Origin of the sequence: Streptomyces sp. NPDC058620 (genome assembly GCF_042717135.1) — a bacterium.
Taxonomy (GTDB): Bacteria; Actinomycetota; Actinomycetes; order Streptomycetales; family Streptomycetaceae; genus Streptomyces.
Map to the genome: position 1 here is coordinate 25,813 of NZ_JBHXQO010000025.1, position 18,420 is coordinate 44,232.

General features: G+C 70.5%; 17 protein-coding genes and 1 pseudogene. 11 read left to right on the forward strand and 7 right to left on the reverse strand.

What is annotated here, in order from left to right; all coding sequences use genetic code 11:
- Nucleotides 1–3: 3 nt before the first annotated feature.
- From ACFWSK_RS22290 to ACFWSK_RS22310, 5 genes are all read right to left on the reverse strand, one after another.
- The gene (locus ACFWSK_RS22290; RefSeq protein ID WP_383788913.1) at nt 4–867 is read right to left on the reverse strand and encodes a carbohydrate ABC transporter permease; all 864 of its coding nucleotides are present in this window, start codon (nt 865–867) and stop codon (nt 4–6) included.
- Entirely contained in the window at nt 864–1,811 is a 948-nt protein-coding gene (locus ACFWSK_RS22295) for a carbohydrate ABC transporter permease (RefSeq protein ID WP_383788916.1), read from the reverse strand. Before ACFWSK_RS22295 ends, ACFWSK_RS22290 begins: the two co-directional genes overlap by 4 nt.
- Nucleotides 1,808–3,157 (reverse strand): extracellular solute-binding protein, encoded by a 1,350-nt coding sequence (locus ACFWSK_RS22300; protein ID WP_383788919.1) that lies wholly within the window; start codon nt 3,155–3,157, stop codon nt 1,808–1,810. Before ACFWSK_RS22300 ends, ACFWSK_RS22295 begins: the two co-directional genes overlap by 4 nt.
- 216 nt (nt 3,158–3,373) lie before the next feature.
- Complete coding sequence (locus ACFWSK_RS22305) at nt 3,374–3,802, reverse strand: organic hydroperoxide resistance protein (RefSeq protein WP_383788922.1); 429 nt, start codon at nt 3,800–3,802, stop codon at nt 3,374–3,376.
- 98 nt (nt 3,803–3,900) lie between these two features.
- Nucleotides 3,901–4,920: an NADP-dependent oxidoreductase gene (locus ACFWSK_RS22310; protein ID WP_383788925.1), complete on the reverse strand. Its 1,020-nt coding sequence runs from the start codon at nt 4,918–4,920 to the stop codon at nt 3,901–3,903.
- Nucleotides 4,921–5,032: 112 nt separating this feature from the next.
- On the opposite strand from ACFWSK_RS22310, the gene ACFWSK_RS22315 reads away from it, so the two are divergent.
- The gene (locus ACFWSK_RS22315; protein ID WP_383788927.1) at nt 5,033–5,470 is read left to right on the forward strand and encodes a MarR family winged helix-turn-helix transcriptional regulator; all 438 of its coding nucleotides are present in this window, start codon (nt 5,033–5,035) and stop codon (nt 5,468–5,470) included.
- A gap of 31 nt (nt 5,471–5,501) precedes the next feature.
- Here the strand turns inward: ACFWSK_RS22315 and ACFWSK_RS22320 are convergent, their stop codons facing one another.
- Complete coding sequence (locus ACFWSK_RS22320; protein WP_383788930.1) at nt 5,502–6,281, reverse strand: hypothetical protein; 780 nt, start codon at nt 6,279–6,281, stop codon at nt 5,502–5,504.
- Between the two features lie 144 nt (nt 6,282–6,425).
- Here ACFWSK_RS22320 and ACFWSK_RS22325 point away from each other — a divergent pair, with 144 nt between their 5' ends.
- From ACFWSK_RS22325 to ACFWSK_RS22335, 3 genes are all read left to right on the forward strand, one after another.
- Complete coding sequence (locus tag ACFWSK_RS22325; protein WP_383788932.1) at nt 6,426–6,992, forward strand: hypothetical protein; 567 nt, start codon at nt 6,426–6,428, stop codon at nt 6,990–6,992.
- Between the two features lie 131 nt (nt 6,993–7,123).
- Complete coding sequence (locus ACFWSK_RS22330; RefSeq protein ID WP_383788935.1) at nt 7,124–8,161, forward strand: rod shape-determining protein; 1,038 nt, start codon at nt 7,124–7,126, stop codon at nt 8,159–8,161.
- Nucleotides 8,162–8,188: 27 nt separating this feature from the next.
- Nucleotides 8,189–9,877 carry a GAF domain-containing protein gene (locus ACFWSK_RS22335; RefSeq protein ID WP_383788938.1) on the forward strand — a complete coding sequence of 563 codons (1,689 nt, stop codon included), beginning with the start codon at nt 8,189–8,191 and terminating at the stop codon, nt 9,875–9,877.
- Here ACFWSK_RS22335 and ACFWSK_RS22340 read toward each other — a convergent pair.
- The gene (locus ACFWSK_RS22340; RefSeq protein ID WP_383788941.1) at nt 9,855–10,286 is read right to left on the reverse strand and encodes an Lrp/AsnC family transcriptional regulator; all 432 of its coding nucleotides are present in this window, start codon (nt 10,284–10,286) and stop codon (nt 9,855–9,857) included. The genes ACFWSK_RS22335 and ACFWSK_RS22340 overlap by 23 nt on opposite strands.
- 127 nt (nt 10,287–10,413) lie before the next feature.
- Here ACFWSK_RS22340 and ACFWSK_RS22345 point away from each other — a divergent pair, with 127 nt between their 5' ends.
- The 7 genes and pseudogenes from ACFWSK_RS22345 to ACFWSK_RS22375 all read left to right on the forward strand — a co-directional run bounded on the left by ACFWSK_RS22345 (nt 10,414) and on the right by ACFWSK_RS22375 (nt 18,353).
- Nucleotides 10,414–11,625, forward strand: a complete 1,212-nt coding sequence (locus tag ACFWSK_RS22345) for a nitrate/nitrite transporter (protein WP_383788943.1) — start codon at nt 10,414–10,416, stop codon at nt 11,623–11,625.
- 33 nt (nt 11,626–11,658) lie between these two features.
- Nucleotides 11,659–13,125, forward strand: a complete 1,467-nt coding sequence (locus tag ACFWSK_RS22350; RefSeq protein WP_383788946.1) for an acyl-CoA synthetase — start codon at nt 11,659–11,661, stop codon at nt 13,123–13,125.
- A gap of 79 nt (nt 13,126–13,204) precedes the next feature.
- Nucleotides 13,205–14,002 carry a VOC family protein gene (locus ACFWSK_RS22355; RefSeq protein WP_383788949.1) on the forward strand — a complete coding sequence of 266 codons (798 nt, stop codon included), beginning with the start codon at nt 13,205–13,207 and terminating at the stop codon, nt 14,000–14,002.
- A gap of 523 nt (nt 14,003–14,525) precedes the next feature.
- On the forward strand, nt 14,526–15,881 hold the full coding sequence (locus tag ACFWSK_RS22360) for a protein kinase (RefSeq protein WP_383788952.1): 1,356 nt from the start codon (nt 14,526–14,528) through the stop codon (nt 15,879–15,881).
- A 29-nt stretch (nt 15,882–15,910) separates the two neighbouring features.
- Nucleotides 15,911–16,108 (forward strand): annotated as a pseudogene (locus ACFWSK_RS22365) (DUF6328 family protein); the annotation flags it as partial.
- An 842-nt stretch (nt 16,109–16,950) separates the two neighbouring features.
- Nucleotides 16,951–17,310 (forward strand): PadR family transcriptional regulator, encoded by a 360-nt coding sequence (locus ACFWSK_RS22370; RefSeq protein WP_383788955.1) that lies wholly within the window; start codon nt 16,951–16,953, stop codon nt 17,308–17,310.
- Complete coding sequence (locus ACFWSK_RS22375) at nt 17,307–18,353, forward strand: hypothetical protein (RefSeq protein WP_383788958.1); 1,047 nt, start codon at nt 17,307–17,309, stop codon at nt 18,351–18,353. The genes ACFWSK_RS22370 and ACFWSK_RS22375 overlap by 4 nt, the downstream gene beginning before the upstream one ends.
- The last annotated feature ends 67 nt before the right edge of the window (nt 18,354–18,420 follow it).

The window sequence follows — 18,420 nt, forward strand, 5'->3', positions numbered from 1 at the left end:
CTCCTACTGTCCGGCGAGGCCCGTGTGGGCCACGCCACTGACGATCTGCCGCTGGAAGAAGACGAAGACGATGACCAGCGGAAGACCGGCGATCAGGCCGCCCGCCATCAGCTGGGCCCACTGGATCCCGTAGGAGTTCATGACGGTGGCGATGCCGTTCGGCATGGTCATCAGGTCGGGGTCGGTGGTCACCATGTACGGCCACAGGAAGTTGTTCCAGGACGCGATGAACGTGAAGATGCCGACCGCGGACAGGGCGGGTTTCGACAGCGGCAGCACGATGGTGAAGAAGACCCGCCAGCGTCCGGCGCCGTCGATGAACGCCGCCTCCTCCAGTTCGCGCGGGATGGACTGGAAGAACTTGTAGAGGATGTAGACCATCGCGGCGGGCGCGCACTGCGGCAGGATCATGCCCCAGTAGGTGTCGACCATCCCGAGGGACTGGACGGTGCTGAACAGCGGGACGCCGAGGATCGCGGGCGACACCATGAGACCGGCCATGACGAGGACCAGGGCCGCGTTCTTGCCGCGGAACTCGGTACGGGCGAACCCGTAGCCCGCCAGGGCGCTGACCAGCAGCACGATGACGGTGACGCACACCGAGACGACGAGTGAATTGACGAACCAGGTCGGGATGTTCCCCGCCTCGAACACGTTCCGCCACGCCTGGAGGGTCCAGTCCCGCGGCAGCCAGTGCACCGGGATGGCGACGGACTCGGCCTCCGACTTCAGCGAGGTGAACAGCGTCCAGAGAAGCGGCGCCATCCACACCGCGGAGAGCAGGGCTCCGAGCGCGGTGAGCACGGTCTGGCTCGCGGACCACTTCTTGCGGACGCTCTTGCCGGGGGTCACCGTGGCGGCGGTCATCGCACGCCCTCCTCACGCTTGCGCAGCAGCCACATCCGGCCCAGCGAGAGGACCGCGATGATCACGAAGAAGATGTTGGAGATCGCGGAGGCGTATCCCACGCGATAGCTGGTGAAGCCCTCTTCCAGGGCGTACTGCACATAGGTGCGGGTGCTGTCCTCGGGACCGGACCCGAAGTCGTACATAACGACGACCTGGTCGAAGACCTGGAGCGAGGCGAGGACCTGGAGGGTGATGACGAGGCCGGTGATGGTGCGCAGCATCGGCAGGGTGATGTGCACCATGCGCCGCCAGGCGTTCGCGCCGTCCAGCGCGGCCGCCTCGTAGAGGTGGTGCGGGATGCTCTGCAGTGCGGCGAGGTAGAGCAGGAAGCTGAAGCCGACCGTCCACCACAGGGTGGCGATGACGACGGCGATCATGGCGGTGGACTTCTCGGTGAGCCAGGGGGTGTCCAGGCCCAGCACGTGGTTGACCATGCCGGTGCCCGGGTTGAACAGCCATTGCCACAGGTTGCCGACGACGGCGGACGGCAGCAGGAAGGGCGCGAAGAAGCAGAGCCGCCAGAGCCACTTGGCGTGGTCGATGTGGTGCGCCAGCATCGCCATCAGGAAGGCGGCCACGACGATGCACGGCACGACGAGAAGCGTGAAGTACGCACTGTGGCCGAGGGATTCCCACATCAGCGGGTCGCGGAACGCCTCGGTGTAGTTGTCGAGTCCGACGAAACGGGTGTCGGCGCCGGAGATGTTGGCGTCGGTGAAGCTCAGCCAGATCCCGCGCCCCACCGGGAGGACCACGAACAGCGCGAACAGCGCGAGGAACGGGGCGATGAACCAGCCGCCGTGCTGGAACCCGCGTCCGATGCGGGCCCGGCTCGTCCCGGTGTCCGCGGCACGGACGGGACGTACGACGGCCGGCCGGACAGCGGTCTCGACGGCGCTCATGCGGCTCCGCCTCCCTCGGTGACGGCCTTGCCTTCCATCGGGTTCTTCATCGCGAGGAGCTTTTCCAGGACGGCCCTCATCCGGCGGGCCGCCATCTCCGGCTTGACCGAGCCGAGGTTGGAGCCCGCGATGACGGGTCCGACGCGCTGGGCGAGGATTCCGGTGGAACCGGCGAACCACACCGGTGGCTCGACGGCCATGTGGTCCATGGCGGAGACGTACTCGGACTGCGGTTTCAGTGCCCGGTACGCCTTGTCGGTCAGCGTCGGCGTGTACGCGGGGATGTGCCCGCCCTTCGCCCAGTCGACGGCGTGCTGGACGACGTACGCGGCGAGCCGGTGCGCACCCTCGTCCGCGGCCCCGCCGCGGCTGCGCTGGTGCGGCAGCACGAAGCAGTGGGACTCGGTGTGGGTGGCGGCCTTCCCGAAGACGGGCGGCAGCGGTGTCGCACCGTAGTCCAGCCCGGCGCCCGCGTAGACCGGCACCGACCAGCCGCCCTCCCAGGTGAAGGCGGAGCCGTTGATGAACGTCTCGGCGTCGGCCGCGCCGACGGTCGTGTAGCCGTCGGTGACGTGCCGGCGCAGGAACTCCAGGACCTCGGTCGCCTTGTCCTCGTCGAAGGTGAGGCTCATACCGTCGGAGCCGACGCAGGTGCCGCCGAGCTGGGTGTAGAAGGAGAGGAAGAACCACCAGCAGAAGTTCTGGTCCGCGGCGTGCAGGCCGAGCGTCTGCAGACCGCCGCCGACCGCCTTCTTGGCGGCCTTCAGCCCGTCGAACCACTCCTGGGTGGAGGCGAAAGGCACCAGGTTGCCGTCGTCGCCGGTCAGCCCGGCCTTCTCGCAGACGTCCCTGCGGTAGAAGTTCAACTGGGGGTGGATGTCGAGCGGCAGGCCGTATAACTTGTCGTCGACCACGCCGCGTTTCCACAGCACCGGGTTGAAGTCCTCTTCGCGCACGCCGTGTTCGGCGAGGAGCGTGACGTCGAAGGCGTCGAGCAGCCGCCCCGGCGCGAAGCCCGGTATCCGGCCCAGATGCATGACACCCAGGTCCGGAGCCCGGCTGCCCGCGGCCGCCATGGCCAGCTTGGTGTAGTACGGATTCCCCCACTGGAGGGTGGAGTCCTTCACACCGATGCCGGGGTTCGCCGCACGGAAGGCGTCCAGCATCGCGATCATGTTGATGCCGTCGCCGCCGCTGAAGAGATTCCAGTAGCGCACGCGCGTGTCCGCACCGGAGGCGAGTGCGGATGCCCCGCTGCCCGTCGCCGCGAATCCGAAGCTTCCTGCCACAGTCAGCCCACCGAGCCCGCTGAGCAGCTGCCTTCGGTTGAGGTCAGGTCGTCCCATGCCCTGCCCTTACTGTTCGACATTTCGAATGGCGCTCGTAACTTCGGACGGACCGTAAAATCGATTCAACGGCGCGTCAATGGGTTACGCGAAGGTTTCGGACAACAGCCGAAATCCCGAACGGTGAAGCACCGTCAGGTGACCTTTCGCCCTGCGGTACGGCAAAGGGCCGCACCCCCGAAACGACGGGGTGCGGCCCTATGGGCGTTGTGCGGATCAGGCTGCCGACAGGGCGACCTTGATGTTGCCGCGGGTCGCGCTCGAGTACGGGCAGACCCGGTGGGCCTTCTCGATCAACGACTGGGCCGTGGCCCGGTCGACGTTCGGGATGGTCGCGGTGATCGCGACCTCCAGGCCGAAGCCGCCCGCCCCGGTCTTGCCGATGCCGACCGAAGCGGTCACGGTCGAGCCGGAGACGTCCGCCTTCTCCTGACGGGCGACCACACCGAGAGCGCCCTGGAAGCAGGCGCTGTAGCCCGCCGCGAAGAGCTGCTCCGGGTTGGTGCCCGCTCCGCTGCCGCCCATTTCCTTCGGCGGGTTGACGACGACGTCGAGCTTGCCGTCGTCAGTGGAGACACGGCCGTCACGGCCGTTCTCCGCAGTGGCGATCGCGGTGTAGGCGACGTCTATCTGCTGGATGGTCATGCCGAGGATTCCTCCTGCTGATGCGCCGCGACTCGCGCCCACGATCGCGACGGCCTGCCGGAGAGCCTAACGGGTGGCCCGGAGCGGCCGGATGGCGGTCAGACCAGCGAGACGATCATCTTGCCGGTGTTCTCGCCGCGCATCAGGCCGAGGAACGCCTCGAAGCCGTTCTCGATGCCCTCGACGGTGGTCTCGCGGTACTTCAGCTCGCCGGAGGCCAGCCAGCCCGCGACATCCCGCACGAACTGCGGCTGGAGCGCGGCGTGGTCGCCCACGAGCATGCCCTGGAGGCGCAGCCGCTTGCCGATGACCAGCGCGAGGTTGCGCGGGGCGGCGGTGGGCTCGGTCGCGTTGTACTGGGCGATCATTCCGCAGATGGTGGCGCGGCCGTGCACGTTGAACGAGGAGAGCGCCGCCTCCAGGTGCTCGCCGCCGACGTTGTCGAAGTAGACGTCGATCCCGTCCGGGGCGGCTTCGCGCAGCTGCTGCCCGACGGGCCCGTTCTTGTAGTTGAACGCGGCGTCGAAGCCGTACTCCTCGACGAGGAGCTTGACCTTCTCGTCGGAGCCCGCCGAGCCGATGACCCGCGCGGCACCCTTGATCTTCGCCAGCTGGCCCACCTGGCTGCCGACGGCACCGGCCGCGCCGGAGACGAAGACGGTGTCGCCCTCCTTGAAGGAGGCGACCTCGAACAGGCCCGCGTAGGCGGTGAGTCCGGTCATCCCGAGCACGCCGAGGTAGGCGGAGAGCGGGGCGAGGGAGGCGTCGACCTTCACCGCGTGCTTGGCGGGGACGTCGGCGTACTCCCGCCAGCCGAGACCGTGCAGGACGTGGTCGCCGACGGCGAAGCCCTCGGCGTTGGAGGCGATGACCTCACCGACCGCACCGCCGTCCATGGGGTGGTCGAGCTTGAAGGGCGGGGTGTACGACTTCACGTCGTTCATCCGGCCACGCATGTAGGGGTCTACCGAGAAGTGCAGGTTGCGGACGAGAACGCGGCCCTCGGCCGGTGCGGTGACGGGGGCCTCACGCAGCGCGAAGTCCTCGGCCACGGGCCAGCCGCTCGGGCGGGCGACGAGGTGCCATTCGCGGCTGGAGGTGGGAAGTGCTGCAGACATGGGCTCGGGTCTCCTAGATGCCTTCCGGGGGAAGCAGGAAATGCTTCATGACGTGAAACAACCATGCTCCTGAATATTTCACCTTGTCAAGCAAGTGGGTATCCTGTGTGTCATGGCCACCCCGCGCACAGACCCCCTGACCCTCGAAGTGGTCGAGCTGATCGGCACCGTAGTGGCGCGCTACTACGAGGAGTACGAGCGGGCGGCGGCCGCGCACTCGCTCACCGGCGCGCAGGCCAGGGTGCTCGGGCTGCTCTCCCTGGAACCGATGCCCATGCGGAAGATCGCCCGGAAGCTGCGGTGCGAGCCGTCGAACATCACCGGCATCGTCGACCGGCTGGAGGCCCGCGGCCTCGTGGAGCGGCGGCCCGACCCGTCCGACCGGCGGGTGAAGCTGGCCGCCCCCACCGAGGAGGGCATCGGGACGGCGCGCCTGCTGCGCGAGGCCCTCGGCTTCGCCCGTGAGCCCCTCGCCGGGCTCTCGGACGCGGAGCGGACCGTGCTGCGGGACCTGCTGCGCCGCATGCTGGGCGTCGACGTGACCCCGTGACGTCACGGCCTCCGGCGGGCGCGCCGGCCCGTCAGGTGCACCACCACAGGAACCAGTCGCACGTCTCGGTCGGCTGCGGGGCCGGGGCGGAGGGCGGCTGCGGTGTGGGCCGGGCCGGCTCCTCGGCGGGGCCCGAGGGACCGGTCGACGCGTCGTTGCCGTCGGGGACGGGTGCCGCGGTCGTGGAGGCGGACCCGGAGGGCGAGGGCGTGGCCGACGGGGAGGTGGAGTCGCTGGGCCCGGAGCTGGACGCCGCCTCCGTCTCCGACTCCGAGGGCTTCGCGGCGCCGGTCCCGGTGGTGCCCGCCAGGGTCGTGGGGCGCTCGGTGGGGCGCTCGGTGGGGCTCTCCAGGGGTGCCGGGTGGTCGGGGGTGAGGCTCGACGAGGGCTCCGGGGCGGGCTCGGCCGTCGTGACGGACTCGCGCACATAGTCCGCGGCGCCGCTGTCCCCCTCCGGCGCGGTGGCCAGCCGCGTCACACCCAGCGCCCCGACCGCGAGCACCACGCCCAGCACCGCGAGCAGCGCCGTACGGCCCCGCCGCCGGTGACCGCGGCGGCCGCGGCCCTCCTTCCCGCTCCGCCCCCCGCGCCTTCCCGCACCGCGTCCGGCGCTCCGGCCGCGCACGGGCTCGGCGGCACGACGGCGGCGTCCCGCGGCCACGGAGGGCTCGCGGGATTCCTCCCGCGGCTCCGGTTCGTGGCCGGAGTACGCGGGGACGGCGTAGGGGCCGAGCGCCTCGGCGGGGGTTCCGCACCCGGCACAGGCCAGAGCGCCGTTGAGGTGTCGTCGGCACGGTCGGCAGTAATCCATGGCGCCCGCAGAGTAGACGTGTGCAGTTCAACGGAGGAAGCCGCACAGGTGAGGATCGTGTGTGGAAGCCGCTGCTCCGAGGCGTGGGCGTCCGATACGGGTGACACCGCTCCGATACGCGGCACACACGGGAGGATGGGCGGCATGACCGCTCCCGCCCCGTTCGGGCCGCTCGAATTCCAGCTCGTCCTGCTGCGCCGGATGGCCGATCACCAGCCGGAGCTCGTCGAGGAGGCCCGGCAGGAGCTGAGCGCCTCGCTCGCCGACATGCGGGAGGCGAACCGCCGCTGGCAGGCCATGGTGCGCGCGCCCCGGGGGCGGGGAACGCTGCGCCGGTACCGCTCCGTACTCGGGGAGCCGGAGCGCTCCGTACGCCGCAAGGTCGGCGATCTGGAGTGCGACGTGCTGTTCTGGCCGGTGCCGCTCTGGCCCGGCCTCCGGTTCGAGGTGATGGCCGCGCCGGGCGGAGCCGTATGGAACGAGTGGCTGGTCCGCGCGCCGGACGCGGCCGGCCCCGAGCTGCTCACCGTCGAGGATCTGCGCCCCTGGTCGTGCACCGTGGACGAGGTGGCCAGAGCCTTCGCGCCGGCCAGGCCGATGGAGGGCAGCGCGCCGACCCGGTGGGCGCTGGCGATCACCGATCCCGGCAGCGGGCGGCCGTACGTCGCGGAATTCACCTGGGGGCTGTTCCAGCGGCTGCTGTCCGGCTGACTTGGTGCCCCGTCAGCTCGGTACCCTCCTACGGCTCATCCCAGCGCGCGCGACGCCTCCCCGGGGGCAACGATGCAAGGAGAACCGGCTGCCGCCGGTGCCCCGTCCCAGCGTTCTTGGGAGAACCTGCCGTGACCGTCAGTCTTGAGCAGTTGCGCCGTTGCCACATCGCCGTCGATCTCGGGGCCGCGAGGACCCGTGTGTACGTCAAGGGGCTGGGGCTCGTTGTCGACGAGCCGAGTGTCGCCGCCGTGAACACCCGCACCGGTTCGCTCATCGCCGTCGGCGCGCTCGCCGAACAGATGACCGGCCGGACGCCCGCGTACATCCGGGTGGTCCGCCCGGTCTCCGGTGGGACCGTCGTCGACATCGAGATGGCCCAGCGCATGCTGCGTCATCTGCTCGGCGACAAACTCCGCCGCCAGTTGCGCCGCAAGCCCCGGCTGCGCGCCGCCGCCTGCACCCCGCACAACAGCGATCCGCTCGCCCAGCGCGCCGCCGTCGAGACCCTCGTCGGGCTCGGCGCCCGGCGGGTCGAGCTGGTCGACACCCTGATCGCGGCGGCCGTCGGCTGCGGCCTGCCCGTGGAGCTGCCGACCGCCACCATGATCATGGTGTGCGGGGCGGCCACCACCCAGATCGCGGTGCTCTCTCTCGGGTCGATCGTGACCGCCGTGCGGATCCCGATCGGTGGTAACGCCATCGACCACGCGATCATCCAGCACCTGCGCCAGCATCACGAGCTGATGCTCCCGAGCCAGTCCGTGCGCCCCCTGCAACTGGCGCTCAGCGGCAACGGCCTGACGCCCAAGGGCCCCGCCACGACCGAGATCCACGGCCGCGACGTGGCCACCGGCCTGGCCCGCTCGGTGCAGGTCGACACCGCCGCAGTCCGGCAGGCCATCCACACCCCGCTCACCGCGGTGCTCGACGGGCTCGGCAAGGTGCTGCGCGACTGCCCGCCCGATCTGGTGGCCGACCTGGCGGACTGCGGCATCATGATGGTCGGCGGCAGCGCACTGCTGCCCGGCCTCGACCAGATGCTGCGCGATGCGACGGGCATGCCCGTGCACATCGCCGAACGGCCCGACGTGTGCTCCGTGCTCGGTCTCGGTGCCATGCTGGAAGGCAAGATCCATCCGATGGTCCTCGACCCGCTGGCCGGCTGACAGCCGGCAGCGCCGAAGGGGGAGCGCATGCCCCGGGAGTGCACGGCACAGGACACGGAGCCGGACACGGCACAGGACACGAAGCGGGACGCTGAGCAGGCCACGAAGCAGGACACGGAGCGGGTCACGAAGCGGAACTCCGGGCGGGACGACGAGGCGGCGGGAGTCCGGCGCGCCGCGCCGCCCCGGCTGCCCGAGCTGCTGGAGGCGGTGCTCAGCGTCGGGGCGGATCTCGACCAGCGCGCCACGCTCCAGCAGATCGTGGACACCGCCACCGCCCTGACCGAGGCACGCTACGGGGCGCTCGGCGTCCTCGATCCCGCGAGCGAGCGCATCACCGAGCTGTACACGACCGGTCTGACCGACACGGAACGGCGGCGCATCGGCCGGCTCCCGGACGGCCTCCACGGTGTCCTCGGTCTCCTCGTCGACGATCCGCAGCCGCTGCGCTGCGACGACGTGAGCGCCGATCCGCGTGCCTGCGGCGTGCCGCCGGGGCACCCTCCGATGCGATCCTTCCTCGGGGTCCCGATCCGGGTGCACGACGAGGTGTTCGGCAACCTCTACCTCGCGGACAAGCGCTCCGGGCGCTTCGACGGCACCGACACGGGGCTGCTGCGGGTCCTCGCCGCCCAGGCGGGCATCGCGCTCGGCAACGCCCGCCTCTACGAGGCGGCCCGCCAGCGGGAACGCTGGATCGAGGGCGCCGCCGCCGTGACCACGGCGCTGCTGACCAGGGCCGACGCCACGGACGCGCTGCGCACGGTCGCCGAGCGGGCCAGGGTGCTGGCCGGGGCCTACGCCGGGGTGATCCTCCAGCCGACCCCCGAGGGCGGGATGGAGATCGTCACGGCCTCCACCCCCCACGACCCGGCCGGCATCGTCGGTACGGTCATCGAGCCCGGCTCCCCCGTCCTCGTCCAGCTCCTGGGCGGCGAACCCGTCTTCATCGACGACTCGGCGTCCGATCCCCGGATGACGACGCCGGTACGGTCCCGTTTCGGCCCCAGCATGATGCTGCCGCTGCAGAGCGGGGGCCGGCTCATCGGCACCCTCGCCCTGCCCCGCGGGCGCGGTGAACCCCCGTACTCGGCCGTGGAGCGGACGCTCGCCGTACAGTTCGCCTCGCACGCCGCCCTGGCCCTGGTCCTCGCGGACTCCCAGCACAACGGGGAGCAGCTCGCGGTCTACGAGGACCGCGACCGGATCGCCCGCGATCTGCACGACCTCGTCGTCCAGCGGCTGTTCGCGACCGAGATGATGCTGGAGTCGACGCGCCGCCGGTTCACGGCCCCGGAGACGGACGAACTGCTCGGCAGGGCCGTCGACGAGCTCGACTCCACCATCCAGGAGGTCCGGACCACGATCTTCGCCCTCCAGCAGCCGCCCGCCGAGGTGCCCGCCACCTTCCGCGGCCGGGTCCTGCGCGAGACGGGGGGCGCGGCGGCCGTGCTCGGCTTTCAGCCGTCGGTGCACTTCACGGGGGCCGTCGACGCACTCGTCGGGGAACCCGCCGACACGGAACTGCTCGCCGCGCTGCGCGGCGCCCTGGCCGCCGCGCACCGGAGGGCCGGGGTCCACACCATCGAGGTCGAGGTGGACGCGACGGTGCGTACGCCCACGGGCGGTGCGGCGGTACGTCTGGTGGTCGCCGACGACGGGCGCGAGGAGGACGGCGCGCGGTCACCGACCGTCACCTGGCAGGCGCCGCTCTGAGGGCGATGCGGGTGGTGGAGTGGGCGACACCCGCCTCACGTTTCAGCCGCCGCAGCAGCGTGTCCAGGGCGCCCGGGTCCGCCGCCGTCGCCCGGACGAGGTAGTCGTGGCCGCCCGTCACATGCACCACCTCCGTGATGCCGGGCAGCATCAGCACCGAGCGCTCGAACTCCTCGTTCGTCGTGTCGAGGCGCAGGGACACATCGATGAAGACGACCAGGCCCGAGCGGGTGTCGGCGGCCGGGTCGATGATGACGGTGAAGCCGCGGATGACTCCGTCACGGCGCATGCGGCGTACCCGGTCGCCCGCGGCGTTGGCGCTGAGGCCCACGCGTACGCCCAGGTCTCGGTACGAGATCCGCGCATCCTCCTGGAGGACGGAGAGGATTTCTCTGTCGAGCCTGTCCATACTGCGATTGTCGCAGCATGGGCGGGAAAGCGACTGTGCGGAGACCGGAACCCGGTCCGCGGGCGGCCGTACCCCGCATGGAGCACTCCGACGGGCCCGCGCCGGGTCCGCGCCCTTGACTTGTGCCGTGGATACCGCCGTCAAGCAGCCGCCGTCCCCCGCAGCGGAACAGTCCGCCGCTCCCTACCGCAATCTCGCGATGGCCACGGTCGGCTTCGCGCTCACCTTCTGGGCCTGGAATCTCATCGCCCCGATGTCGGCGGACTACAAGGACAGGCTGGGGCTCAGCTCCTTCGAGCAGTCCGTCCTGGTCGCCGTGCCGGTGCTCGTCGGCTCGCTGGGACGCATCCCGGTGGGCGCGCTCACCGACAGGTACGGCGCCCGGCTGATGTTCCCGCTGATCTCGGCGCTGACGGTCGTCCCCGTGCTGCTGCTGATCCCGGCGAAGAACTCCTACGGCGCGATGCTCGCGGTCGGATTCCTGCTGGGCCTCGGCGGCACCACGTTCGCCATCGGCGTCCCGCTGGTCAACTCGTGGTTCCCGCCCGCCAAGCGGGGCTTCGCGCTCGGTGTCTTCGGCATGGGCATGGGCGGCGTGGCGCTGTCCGGCTACTTCACGCCCCGCATCGCCGAGCGCGGAGACAGTCTGCCGTTCCTCGTGGTCGGCGGGGCGCTCGTGCTCTACGCCCTCCTCGCCGCCGTACTGATCACCGACCGCCCCGACCGGAAGATCCCGACCGACACCCTGGCGCACCGCCTGGGCGAGGCCGGGAAGCTGCGGGTGACCTGGGAGCTGTCCGCGCTGTACGCGATCGGCTTCGGCGGCATCGTCGCCTTCGGGGTCTATCTGCCGACGTACCTCAAGACCTGGTACGACCTCTCGCCGACCGACGCGGGCACCCGCGCCGCCGGGTTCGCCCTGGTCACCGTCGTCTTCCGGCCGATCGGCGGCTGGCTCTCGGACCGCATCCACCCGGCGATGGTCACCTCGGTGGCCCTGCTGGCTGCCGCTCTGATGGCGATCGTCCAGGCATTCGACCCGCCCCTGGTGCCCGGCGGCACCATCGCGATGCTCTGCATGGCGGCCGGTCTCGGCACCGCGAGCGGCAGCGTCTTCGCCCTGGTCTCCCAGGTGACACCGCAGCCCAAGGTGGGCAGCGTGACGGGCATCGTCGGCGCAATGGGCGGTCTCGGCGGCTTCGTACCGCCGCTGGTGATGGGCGCGATCTACAGCGCCAAGGACTCGTACTCGATCGGCTTCATGCTGCTGTCCGATCTGGCGCTGGCCGGATGCGTGTACGCGTACGGGCGGATGCGCACGATCCAGCGCGACGGCTGACCCCCGGCCCGCGCGGCCCCTAGGCTTCGCCGGGTGACGACTCTTCTGCCTGCACTCCAGGATCCGTCCGGCCCGTCCGGCACCATGGCCTCCCGGGAAGCCGTCCGGTTCGGTGAACTCTCCCTGACCTACGCACAGATGGCCGCCGCCTCGGACGCCCTCGCGGTCCGTATCGCGGGCGCGGGACGGGTCGCCGTCTGGGCCACGCCGACCGCGGAGACCGTCGTCGCGGTGGTGGCGGCGCTGCGCGCCGGAGTGCCGGCCGTGCCGGTCAACCCGAGGACGGGCGCACGCGAGCTCGCGCACATCGTCGCCGACAGCGCGCCCTCGGTGGTGCTCGCCGGGGCCGCCGACGTGCTCCCGGCGGCGCTGGCCGGGCTCGCACGCCTGGACATCGATACGGCCGCCGCCGCTCCGGACGCCGCCTTCCCCGAGCCCTCCCCCGAGGCTCCCGCCCTGATCGTCTACACCTCCGGTACCACGGGCCCGCCCAAGGGCGCGATCCTGCCCCGCCGTGCGATCGCCGCCTCGCTGGACGCGCTGGAGGACGCCTGGCAGTGGACCGGCGACGACGTGCTCGTCCACGCCCTGCCGCTGTTCCATGTACACGGCCTGATCCTGGGCGTGCTCGGGCCGCTGCGCCGGGGCGGTTCGGTGCGCCACCTCGGCCGGTTCTCCGTCGAGGGCGTGGCCGCGGAACTGCTGTCCGGCGGCACGATGCTCTTCGGTGTGCCGACGATGTACCACCGGCTGGCCGAGGCGCTCGGCGACCCGGCGGGCTCCCCCGGGCTCACCAAGGCGCTCGCGGGCGCCCGGCTCCTGGTCTCCGGGTCGGCGGCGCTGCCGGTCCACGACCACGAGCGGATCGCGGCGGCCACTGGCCGCCGGGTCATCGAGCGGTACGGGATGACGGAGACCCTGATGAACACGGGTGTACGCGCGGACGGCGAGGCGCGCCCCGGGACGGTCGGCCCGCCCCTGCGCGGCGTCGGACTCCGTCTGGTCGAGGAGGACGGCACGGTGCTCGACGACCCGGCCGTCATCGGCGAGATCCAGGTGCGCGGCCCGAACCTCTTCACCGGCTATCTGAACCGGCCCGACGCGACGGCCGCCGCCCTCACCGCGGACGGCTGGTTCCGTACGGGCGACATGGCCACGCTCGACGCCGACGGCTATGTGCGGATCGTCGGCCGCAAGGCCACCGATCTGATCAAGAGCGGTGGTTACAAGATCGGCGCGGGCGAGATCGAGAACGCCCTGCTGGACCACCCGGGTGTCCGCGAGGCCGCCGTCACCGGCGAGCCCGACGCGGATCTCGGCGAGCGGATCGTCGCCTGGGTGGTGCCCGCCGATCCCGGCTCGCCCCCCTCGGCCGATGAGCTGTCCGGCCATGTCGCGGGCCTGCTGGCGCCGCACAAGCGCCCGCGTACGGTCCGCTACCTGGACGCCCTGCCCCGCAACGACCTGGGAAAGATCATGAAGCGGTCACTGGGTCGCTGATGTCCCGACGCGCAAGGTGATAAATGGTTGGTTAGCGTGAAAAACAGGACCAATCACCAAGCGAAGAGAGAACAGCGTCATGGCCGAAACACCTGAGGGCGCGCCGATCTGGGCGGACGCCACGTTTCCCGACATCGAAGCGGCCAAGAGCTTCTACGGGGATGTGCTGGGCTGGTCCTTCGGCGAGTCGTCGCCGGAGTTCGGTAACTACACCCAGGCGTACGCGGACGGGAAGGCGGTGGCCGCCGTGTCGCCGCCCATGCCCGGCCAGGAGGCCCCGGCCGCCTGGTGTCTGTACCTCGCCTCGTCGGACGCCGCCGCCACCGCGGGCAAGGTCCGCGACAGCGGCGGCCAGGTCCTGATGGAGCCGATGCGGGTCGGTGACTTCGGCACGATGGTGCTGGCCGCCGACCCGGGCGGGGCGGTGTTCGGGGTCTGGCAGCCGGACACCCACAAGGGGTTCGAGGCGCAGGCCGTGCCCGGCGCGTTCTGCTGGGCGGAGGTCTTCACCCGGGCGCCGGAGAAGTCGGACACCTTCTTCCCCCGCCTCTTCCCGTACCGGGTGAAGAAGATGGAGGACGACGCCATCGACTTCGCCGTCTACAACCTGGGCGAGGACGCCGTCCTCGGCCGGATGAAGATGACGGACGACTTCCCGCCCGAGGTGCCCTCGTACGTCAACGTGTTCTTCACCGTCGCGGACTGCGACGCGGCGGTGGCGAAGGCGACGGAGCGCGGCGCGGTGCTGCGGTTCGGGCCGATGAGTAGCCCTTTCGGACGGTTCGCGGCCCTCTCCGACCCGCAGGGGGCGGAGTTCTCGGTCATCGACGTCACCACCACCGAGGGCGAGATGCCCTCGCTGCGCGACGCGGGCTGAGCGGCGGCAGAAACCTACATCTCACGCGGGACCCCGGCCGTTTCCCCACGGCTGCGGGTCCCGTTGGTCGCGCTGCGAGCAACCACGCGCTCAAGTACGGGATTTGACGGCCCGCCGCTGTACGACGAGGCCGCCGGCGGCGGCACCGTCCGCGTCAACGTCGTCACCGAGAACCGCACGGACCTGCCGAGCGCGGCCGACACTGGACGGCAGCGTCTCCCTCATCGGTGGTGACCAGGCCGCCGCAGCCGGTAAGACGGGCGAAGGCAGTGCGATCGCCATCCTCGACACCGGAGTCGCCACCGGCCACCCGTTCCTGAAGGCCCGGGGACACCGCGCGCTGACGCCGGGGCCGGGAGGGATGTCGCTCGTCTGTCCGTTTCAGTCCTGCTGCGTCCTCTTCGATCCTGAGAGCACCATTCGCAGGTACCCCCGCGGATGGGTGGCGGCGTACGGGGTAACCGGAGAAGCGTTCGGGTCGTCCATGCGTACACATCGGTGCGCCTCGCCTGCGGGAGGTCACATGCCGGGTCGTAAGCCGTCGACCAGAGTCGGCTCGAGAAGGGGACACGGCATCCTCACCGACCGCTATCGGCTCGGTGAGCTGGTCGGCGCGGGCGGTGCGGCGGACGTGTACGAGGGGACCGACCTACGCCTCGGGCGGTCTGTCGCCGTGAAGATGTTCCGACCCGGCGCCGACGCCGTCCTCGAGGAGCGATTCCGTGACGAGGCCGTGCTGCTGGCACGCCTTCAGCATCCAGGGCTCGTCACTGTGTACGACGCCGGGCGGCACGAGGACCGTTCGTACCTGATCATGCAGCTGGTACGGGGCCCCACCTTGCGGCAGGAACTCGCAGCCACCCCCATGACGCCGGAGTCCGTCGCTCGACTTGGCGTCCGCCTCGCCGACGCTCTTGCCCATGTGCACGCAGCGGGAATCGTGCATCGGGACATCAAACCCTCCAACATCCTGCTGGACGCGGAGCGCAAGCCCTATCTCACGGACTTCGGTATATCCCGCCTCATCGACGCCACATCGCACACTGCCCCCGGTGCACTCGTCGGCACCGCCGCCTACCTCGCACCCGAGCAGGTCCTCGGTAAGGGGGCCGGCTCCGCGGCAGACATCTACGCACTCGGGCTCCTTCTGCTCGAATGCCTCAAAGGCGAACTCGAATACAGCGGCCCGCCCGTGGAAGCGGCAGTGGCCCGCCTGCACAGGCCGCCCGTCATCCCCGACCACATGCCGGCGCCCCTGGCCGGCCTTCTGCGCGACATGACTTCCGCCGACGAGGCCGTACGACCGGACGCACATGACTGCACCGCCACCCTGACGGACTTCGCCATGGACCCCACCGCCGCCCCGGGGCCGGCCGACCCCACGTCCCACCTCGCTGTCGGAGATCAAGGGGAGGGCGACAAACTTTTTCCCCTCTCAACCTCTCCGCGAGGGGAGACACCTCAGCCACCCACAAGGGCATCACTCCCCCGGCGCGCGCGGACGCTCCTTGTCGGCGGCACCACGCTCGTCGCTCTGATCGGTGCTGCCCTCACCACCACTGCCCTCATGCCAGGCGGCACCAGTGAGCAGGAAGCACCCACTTCGCCTACATCCGCGTCCGTACGGCACAGCACTGGGGAGCCCTCCGTCGGCTCCTCGGCCCCCGGGCCCGTTCGAGAGTCCGCCGGCAAGCCGTCGGCCGATTCCCCGGGCTCCACCACCTCCTCCGGTGCGCCGTCCCACGGCCAGGACAGTCGGAGCGACAAGAAGGCGGGGAAGAACGCGGGCCAGGGCGGCAAGAAGCACGCCCGCGGAGGCGACGCTCCCAGAAACAAGGGTCCGGCCTCTACCGACGAGGGGAAAGGCAAGCGTCGTTGACGTGAGCGGCAGCCGAGGAGCGTCCGCCGATCGGCGAGACGGCTGCTGAGCGCGCTGACCGGCGCTGGGTGGAACTGCTCCAGGAGGTGCGGGTGGCGCAGACGGGTGTACAGATCCTGCTGGCCTTCCTGCTCGGCGTTGCCTTCACACCGCGCTTCACGGAACTCGGCACTACGGACCGCACGATCTACGTCCTAGCCATCCTGCTCGGTGCTACATCCGGGGGCGATCCCGGCCCGGGTGCGGAAAGCGTGACGGTGGACGTACTCGACCTTGAGCACGCTGCTGCATGCGACTGCCGGAGAGAGCCCGACCCGTCGGCGTGCGCGGCAAGGTACGGCCGCAGGCGACGCAATGTGCGAGGACCCACGTTCGCCGCACCTTCGCAAGGCGCCCGCCACGCGCAAAAGGCTCCCGTGAAACACGTTTCCCCAGGTCAGAACGATTCCGCTTGGGGATGCTCGGTGGTGCGTTTTGGACTCGAACCCAAACCGGTGACGCGCCTCACTTGCCTTTTTCTTGATGAAGCGGGCATACCAACCTGTGTCCGTCCGGCTGCATCCCGCTCGATCCCCTTCGATCCGACTCCCCTGTTGACATGTCAGCACGGCCCGCAGATCCATTGCATTCGCAACACACAGACCGAAATACCTACGCCGTAGGCCCACAAATGAGTGATGGGGGCGCAAAGCGGCAGGATCGACTCCGCCCAAGGAGTACCCACGCTGACCCCAGCTCCGGCGCAGAGACTCAGAAGTCCCGCCTTGGCCTCACAGGGCGTTTAGCTGCGGCCGTGCGGGTCACGGTTTCACTGCCCCGGGAAGAAGTCATCAACATCCTCGAGGACACACTCAGCCCCGCCAACGGCCCCTCGACGACCAACACGCGTCGGATTCAGCCGTCGGCAGAGAAGGTAACGGGCAACCTCTACGGGCGGGCGGCGCCCTCTCGCGGCAGAGGGCGCCGCCCAGATGCATGTCGAGTGCAATCGCTGTTGCCCGAGGGCATCTAGTCTATTCTCGTACTAGCATGAGTTCGGGGGTACTCGGGATCCTCCTTAGGCGGTGGAATGACGGACGCGACGGCCGACTGGCAGACGGGGTGGCTGCGGGGAGCTCTCGAACTGGCTCTCGCGGCGGCCCTGGCCGAGGGAGCCGCACATGGCTATGCGCTGGCGCAGCGCCTGGCCGCGCAGGGGTTCGGGCAGGTGCGGGGAGGTGCCCTGTATCCGGTGCTGGGGCGGATGGAGCGTGACGGGATGGTGAGCGCTACGTGGGAGCCGGGCGAGGGCGGGCCGGGGCGAAAGGTCTATGCGCTCACCGAGGCGGGAGTCGAGAGGCTCCGGGATCAGCGGGGGCAGTGGGCCAGGTTCTCGGCCCTGATGGATGGCCTGTTGGAAACGGATCGAAGCAACGAGGGTGACGGATGACCGCACAGCACGGTGAGACGCGTGAGCAGTGGGCGGCGCGTCTGGAGCAGCGGTTAGCTCTGCAGCCGGGCATGGACCGGGCCGCGGTGGAGGATGTACTCGGCGAAGTCGGCGAGTACTGCGCAGAGACCGGCGAGCACCCGAGGGAGGCTTTCGGGGATCCTGACGAATACGCCCTACGGGCCGCCCGGGAGCGCGACCCGGTCGGTGAGCGGGCCGGACGGGACTGGGCCGGACTTCGTCCGGCTGACCATCTACGCATAGGCGTGTACGGCGTTGCCCTCTTGCTGGTGGTCGGGGCTGGGATGGCGCTGGTCCGCGGCGAGTGGTGGGTGAAGCTCACCTTCGCCGGTGTCGCCGGGTCCGTCCTGGTCATGGCTGCGATGGCGGCAAGTGGCTCGGTTCTCGCTTTGCGTACTGCCGGCCGGGCCAAGGCCGCAGCCGCCGCTGCGGTCGGCGTCCTGGTCCTGGTCGTGGCTGGTGCCGTTGCCTTCCTCGGACTGTCGCACGAGCCTGTCGGGCGGCTGCCGGCGTGGACGTTCGCCGTGTGCGGGGCGTCACTCGCACTCTTTGGCTGGCGGCTGGAACCCTCGGCCGACTCACGACGCAGAGCCACGACCGCGTCGGCCCAGGAGACGGGCGGCACGGAACCCGCGTTCTCCGTGGGAGCCGACGCGGCGGTGACCGATCGGTGGTTCGGCCACCTCGGTGACCTGCTGTCCGGCAGACATGGCATCCCCCGCAGTCGCGTGCGGCAACTGGTCGCCGAGGCCCGGCTTCACCTCGCTGACACCGGGCGCGCACCGGCTGAGGAGTTCGGTCCCGTGGAGGTCTACGCCCTGGAGTTGGCCGACCAGTCCGGCAGGCGGGCCTGGTGGACACGCGAAGGTGGGTATCTCACGCTGCTCGGCGTGCTGTTCGCGGGCTACGGGCTGGACCGTGCCGTCAACAGCGACTTTGGCTGGGCTTTGTGGGTCTGTCTCGGGGCCCTGGCTCTAACCCTGTCGCGGCTGGCTGGACACCTTCTGAAAACCCGCACCTGAAAGAACACGCCGGAACTGGAAGAACACCACCCGTCCAGCTCAGCGGGCGAACGCCTCCGCCCAGCCT

Excerpts from the sequence above, each read along its gene's own strand:
- ACFWSK_RS22290 (WP_383788913.1), bottom strand. The coding sequence starts at position 867 with ATGACCGCCGCCACGGTGACCCCCGGCAAGAGCGTCCGCAAGAAGTGG.
- ACFWSK_RS22295 (WP_383788916.1), bottom strand. The coding sequence starts at position 1,811 with ATGAGCGCCGTCGAGACCGCTGTCCGGCCGGCCGTCGTACGTCCCGTC.
- ACFWSK_RS22300 (WP_383788919.1), bottom strand. The coding sequence starts at position 3,157 with ATGGGACGACCTGACCTCAACCGAAGGCAGCTGCTCAGCGGGCTCGGT.
- ACFWSK_RS22305 (WP_383788922.1), bottom strand. The coding sequence starts at position 3,802 with ATGACCATCCAGCAGATAGACGTCGCCTACACCGCGATCGCCACTGCG.
- ACFWSK_RS22310 (WP_383788925.1), bottom strand. The coding sequence starts at position 4,920 with ATGTCTGCAGCACTTCCCACCTCCAGCCGCGAATGGCACCTCGTCGCC.
- ACFWSK_RS22315 (WP_383788927.1), top strand. The coding sequence starts at position 5,033 with ATGGCCACCCCGCGCACAGACCCCCTGACCCTCGAAGTGGTCGAGCTG.
- ACFWSK_RS22320 (WP_383788930.1), bottom strand. The coding sequence starts at position 6,281 with ATGGATTACTGCCGACCGTGCCGACGACACCTCAACGGCGCTCTGGCC.
- ACFWSK_RS22325 (WP_383788932.1), top strand. The coding sequence starts at position 6,426 with ATGACCGCTCCCGCCCCGTTCGGGCCGCTCGAATTCCAGCTCGTCCTG.
- ACFWSK_RS22335 (WP_383788938.1), top strand. The coding sequence starts at position 8,189 with ATGCCCCGGGAGTGCACGGCACAGGACACGGAGCCGGACACGGCACAG.
- ACFWSK_RS22340 (WP_383788941.1), bottom strand. The coding sequence starts at position 10,286 with ATGGACAGGCTCGACAGAGAAATCCTCTCCGTCCTCCAGGAGGATGCG.
- ACFWSK_RS22355 (WP_383788949.1), top strand. The coding sequence starts at position 13,205 with ATGGCCGAAACACCTGAGGGCGCGCCGATCTGGGCGGACGCCACGTTT.
- ACFWSK_RS22360 (WP_383788952.1), top strand. The coding sequence starts at position 14,526 with ATGCCGGGTCGTAAGCCGTCGACCAGAGTCGGCTCGAGAAGGGGACAC.
- ACFWSK_RS22370 (WP_383788955.1), top strand. The coding sequence starts at position 16,951 with ATGACGGACGCGACGGCCGACTGGCAGACGGGGTGGCTGCGGGGAGCT.
- ACFWSK_RS22375 (WP_383788958.1), top strand. The coding sequence starts at position 17,307 with ATGACCGCACAGCACGGTGAGACGCGTGAGCAGTGGGCGGCGCGTCTG.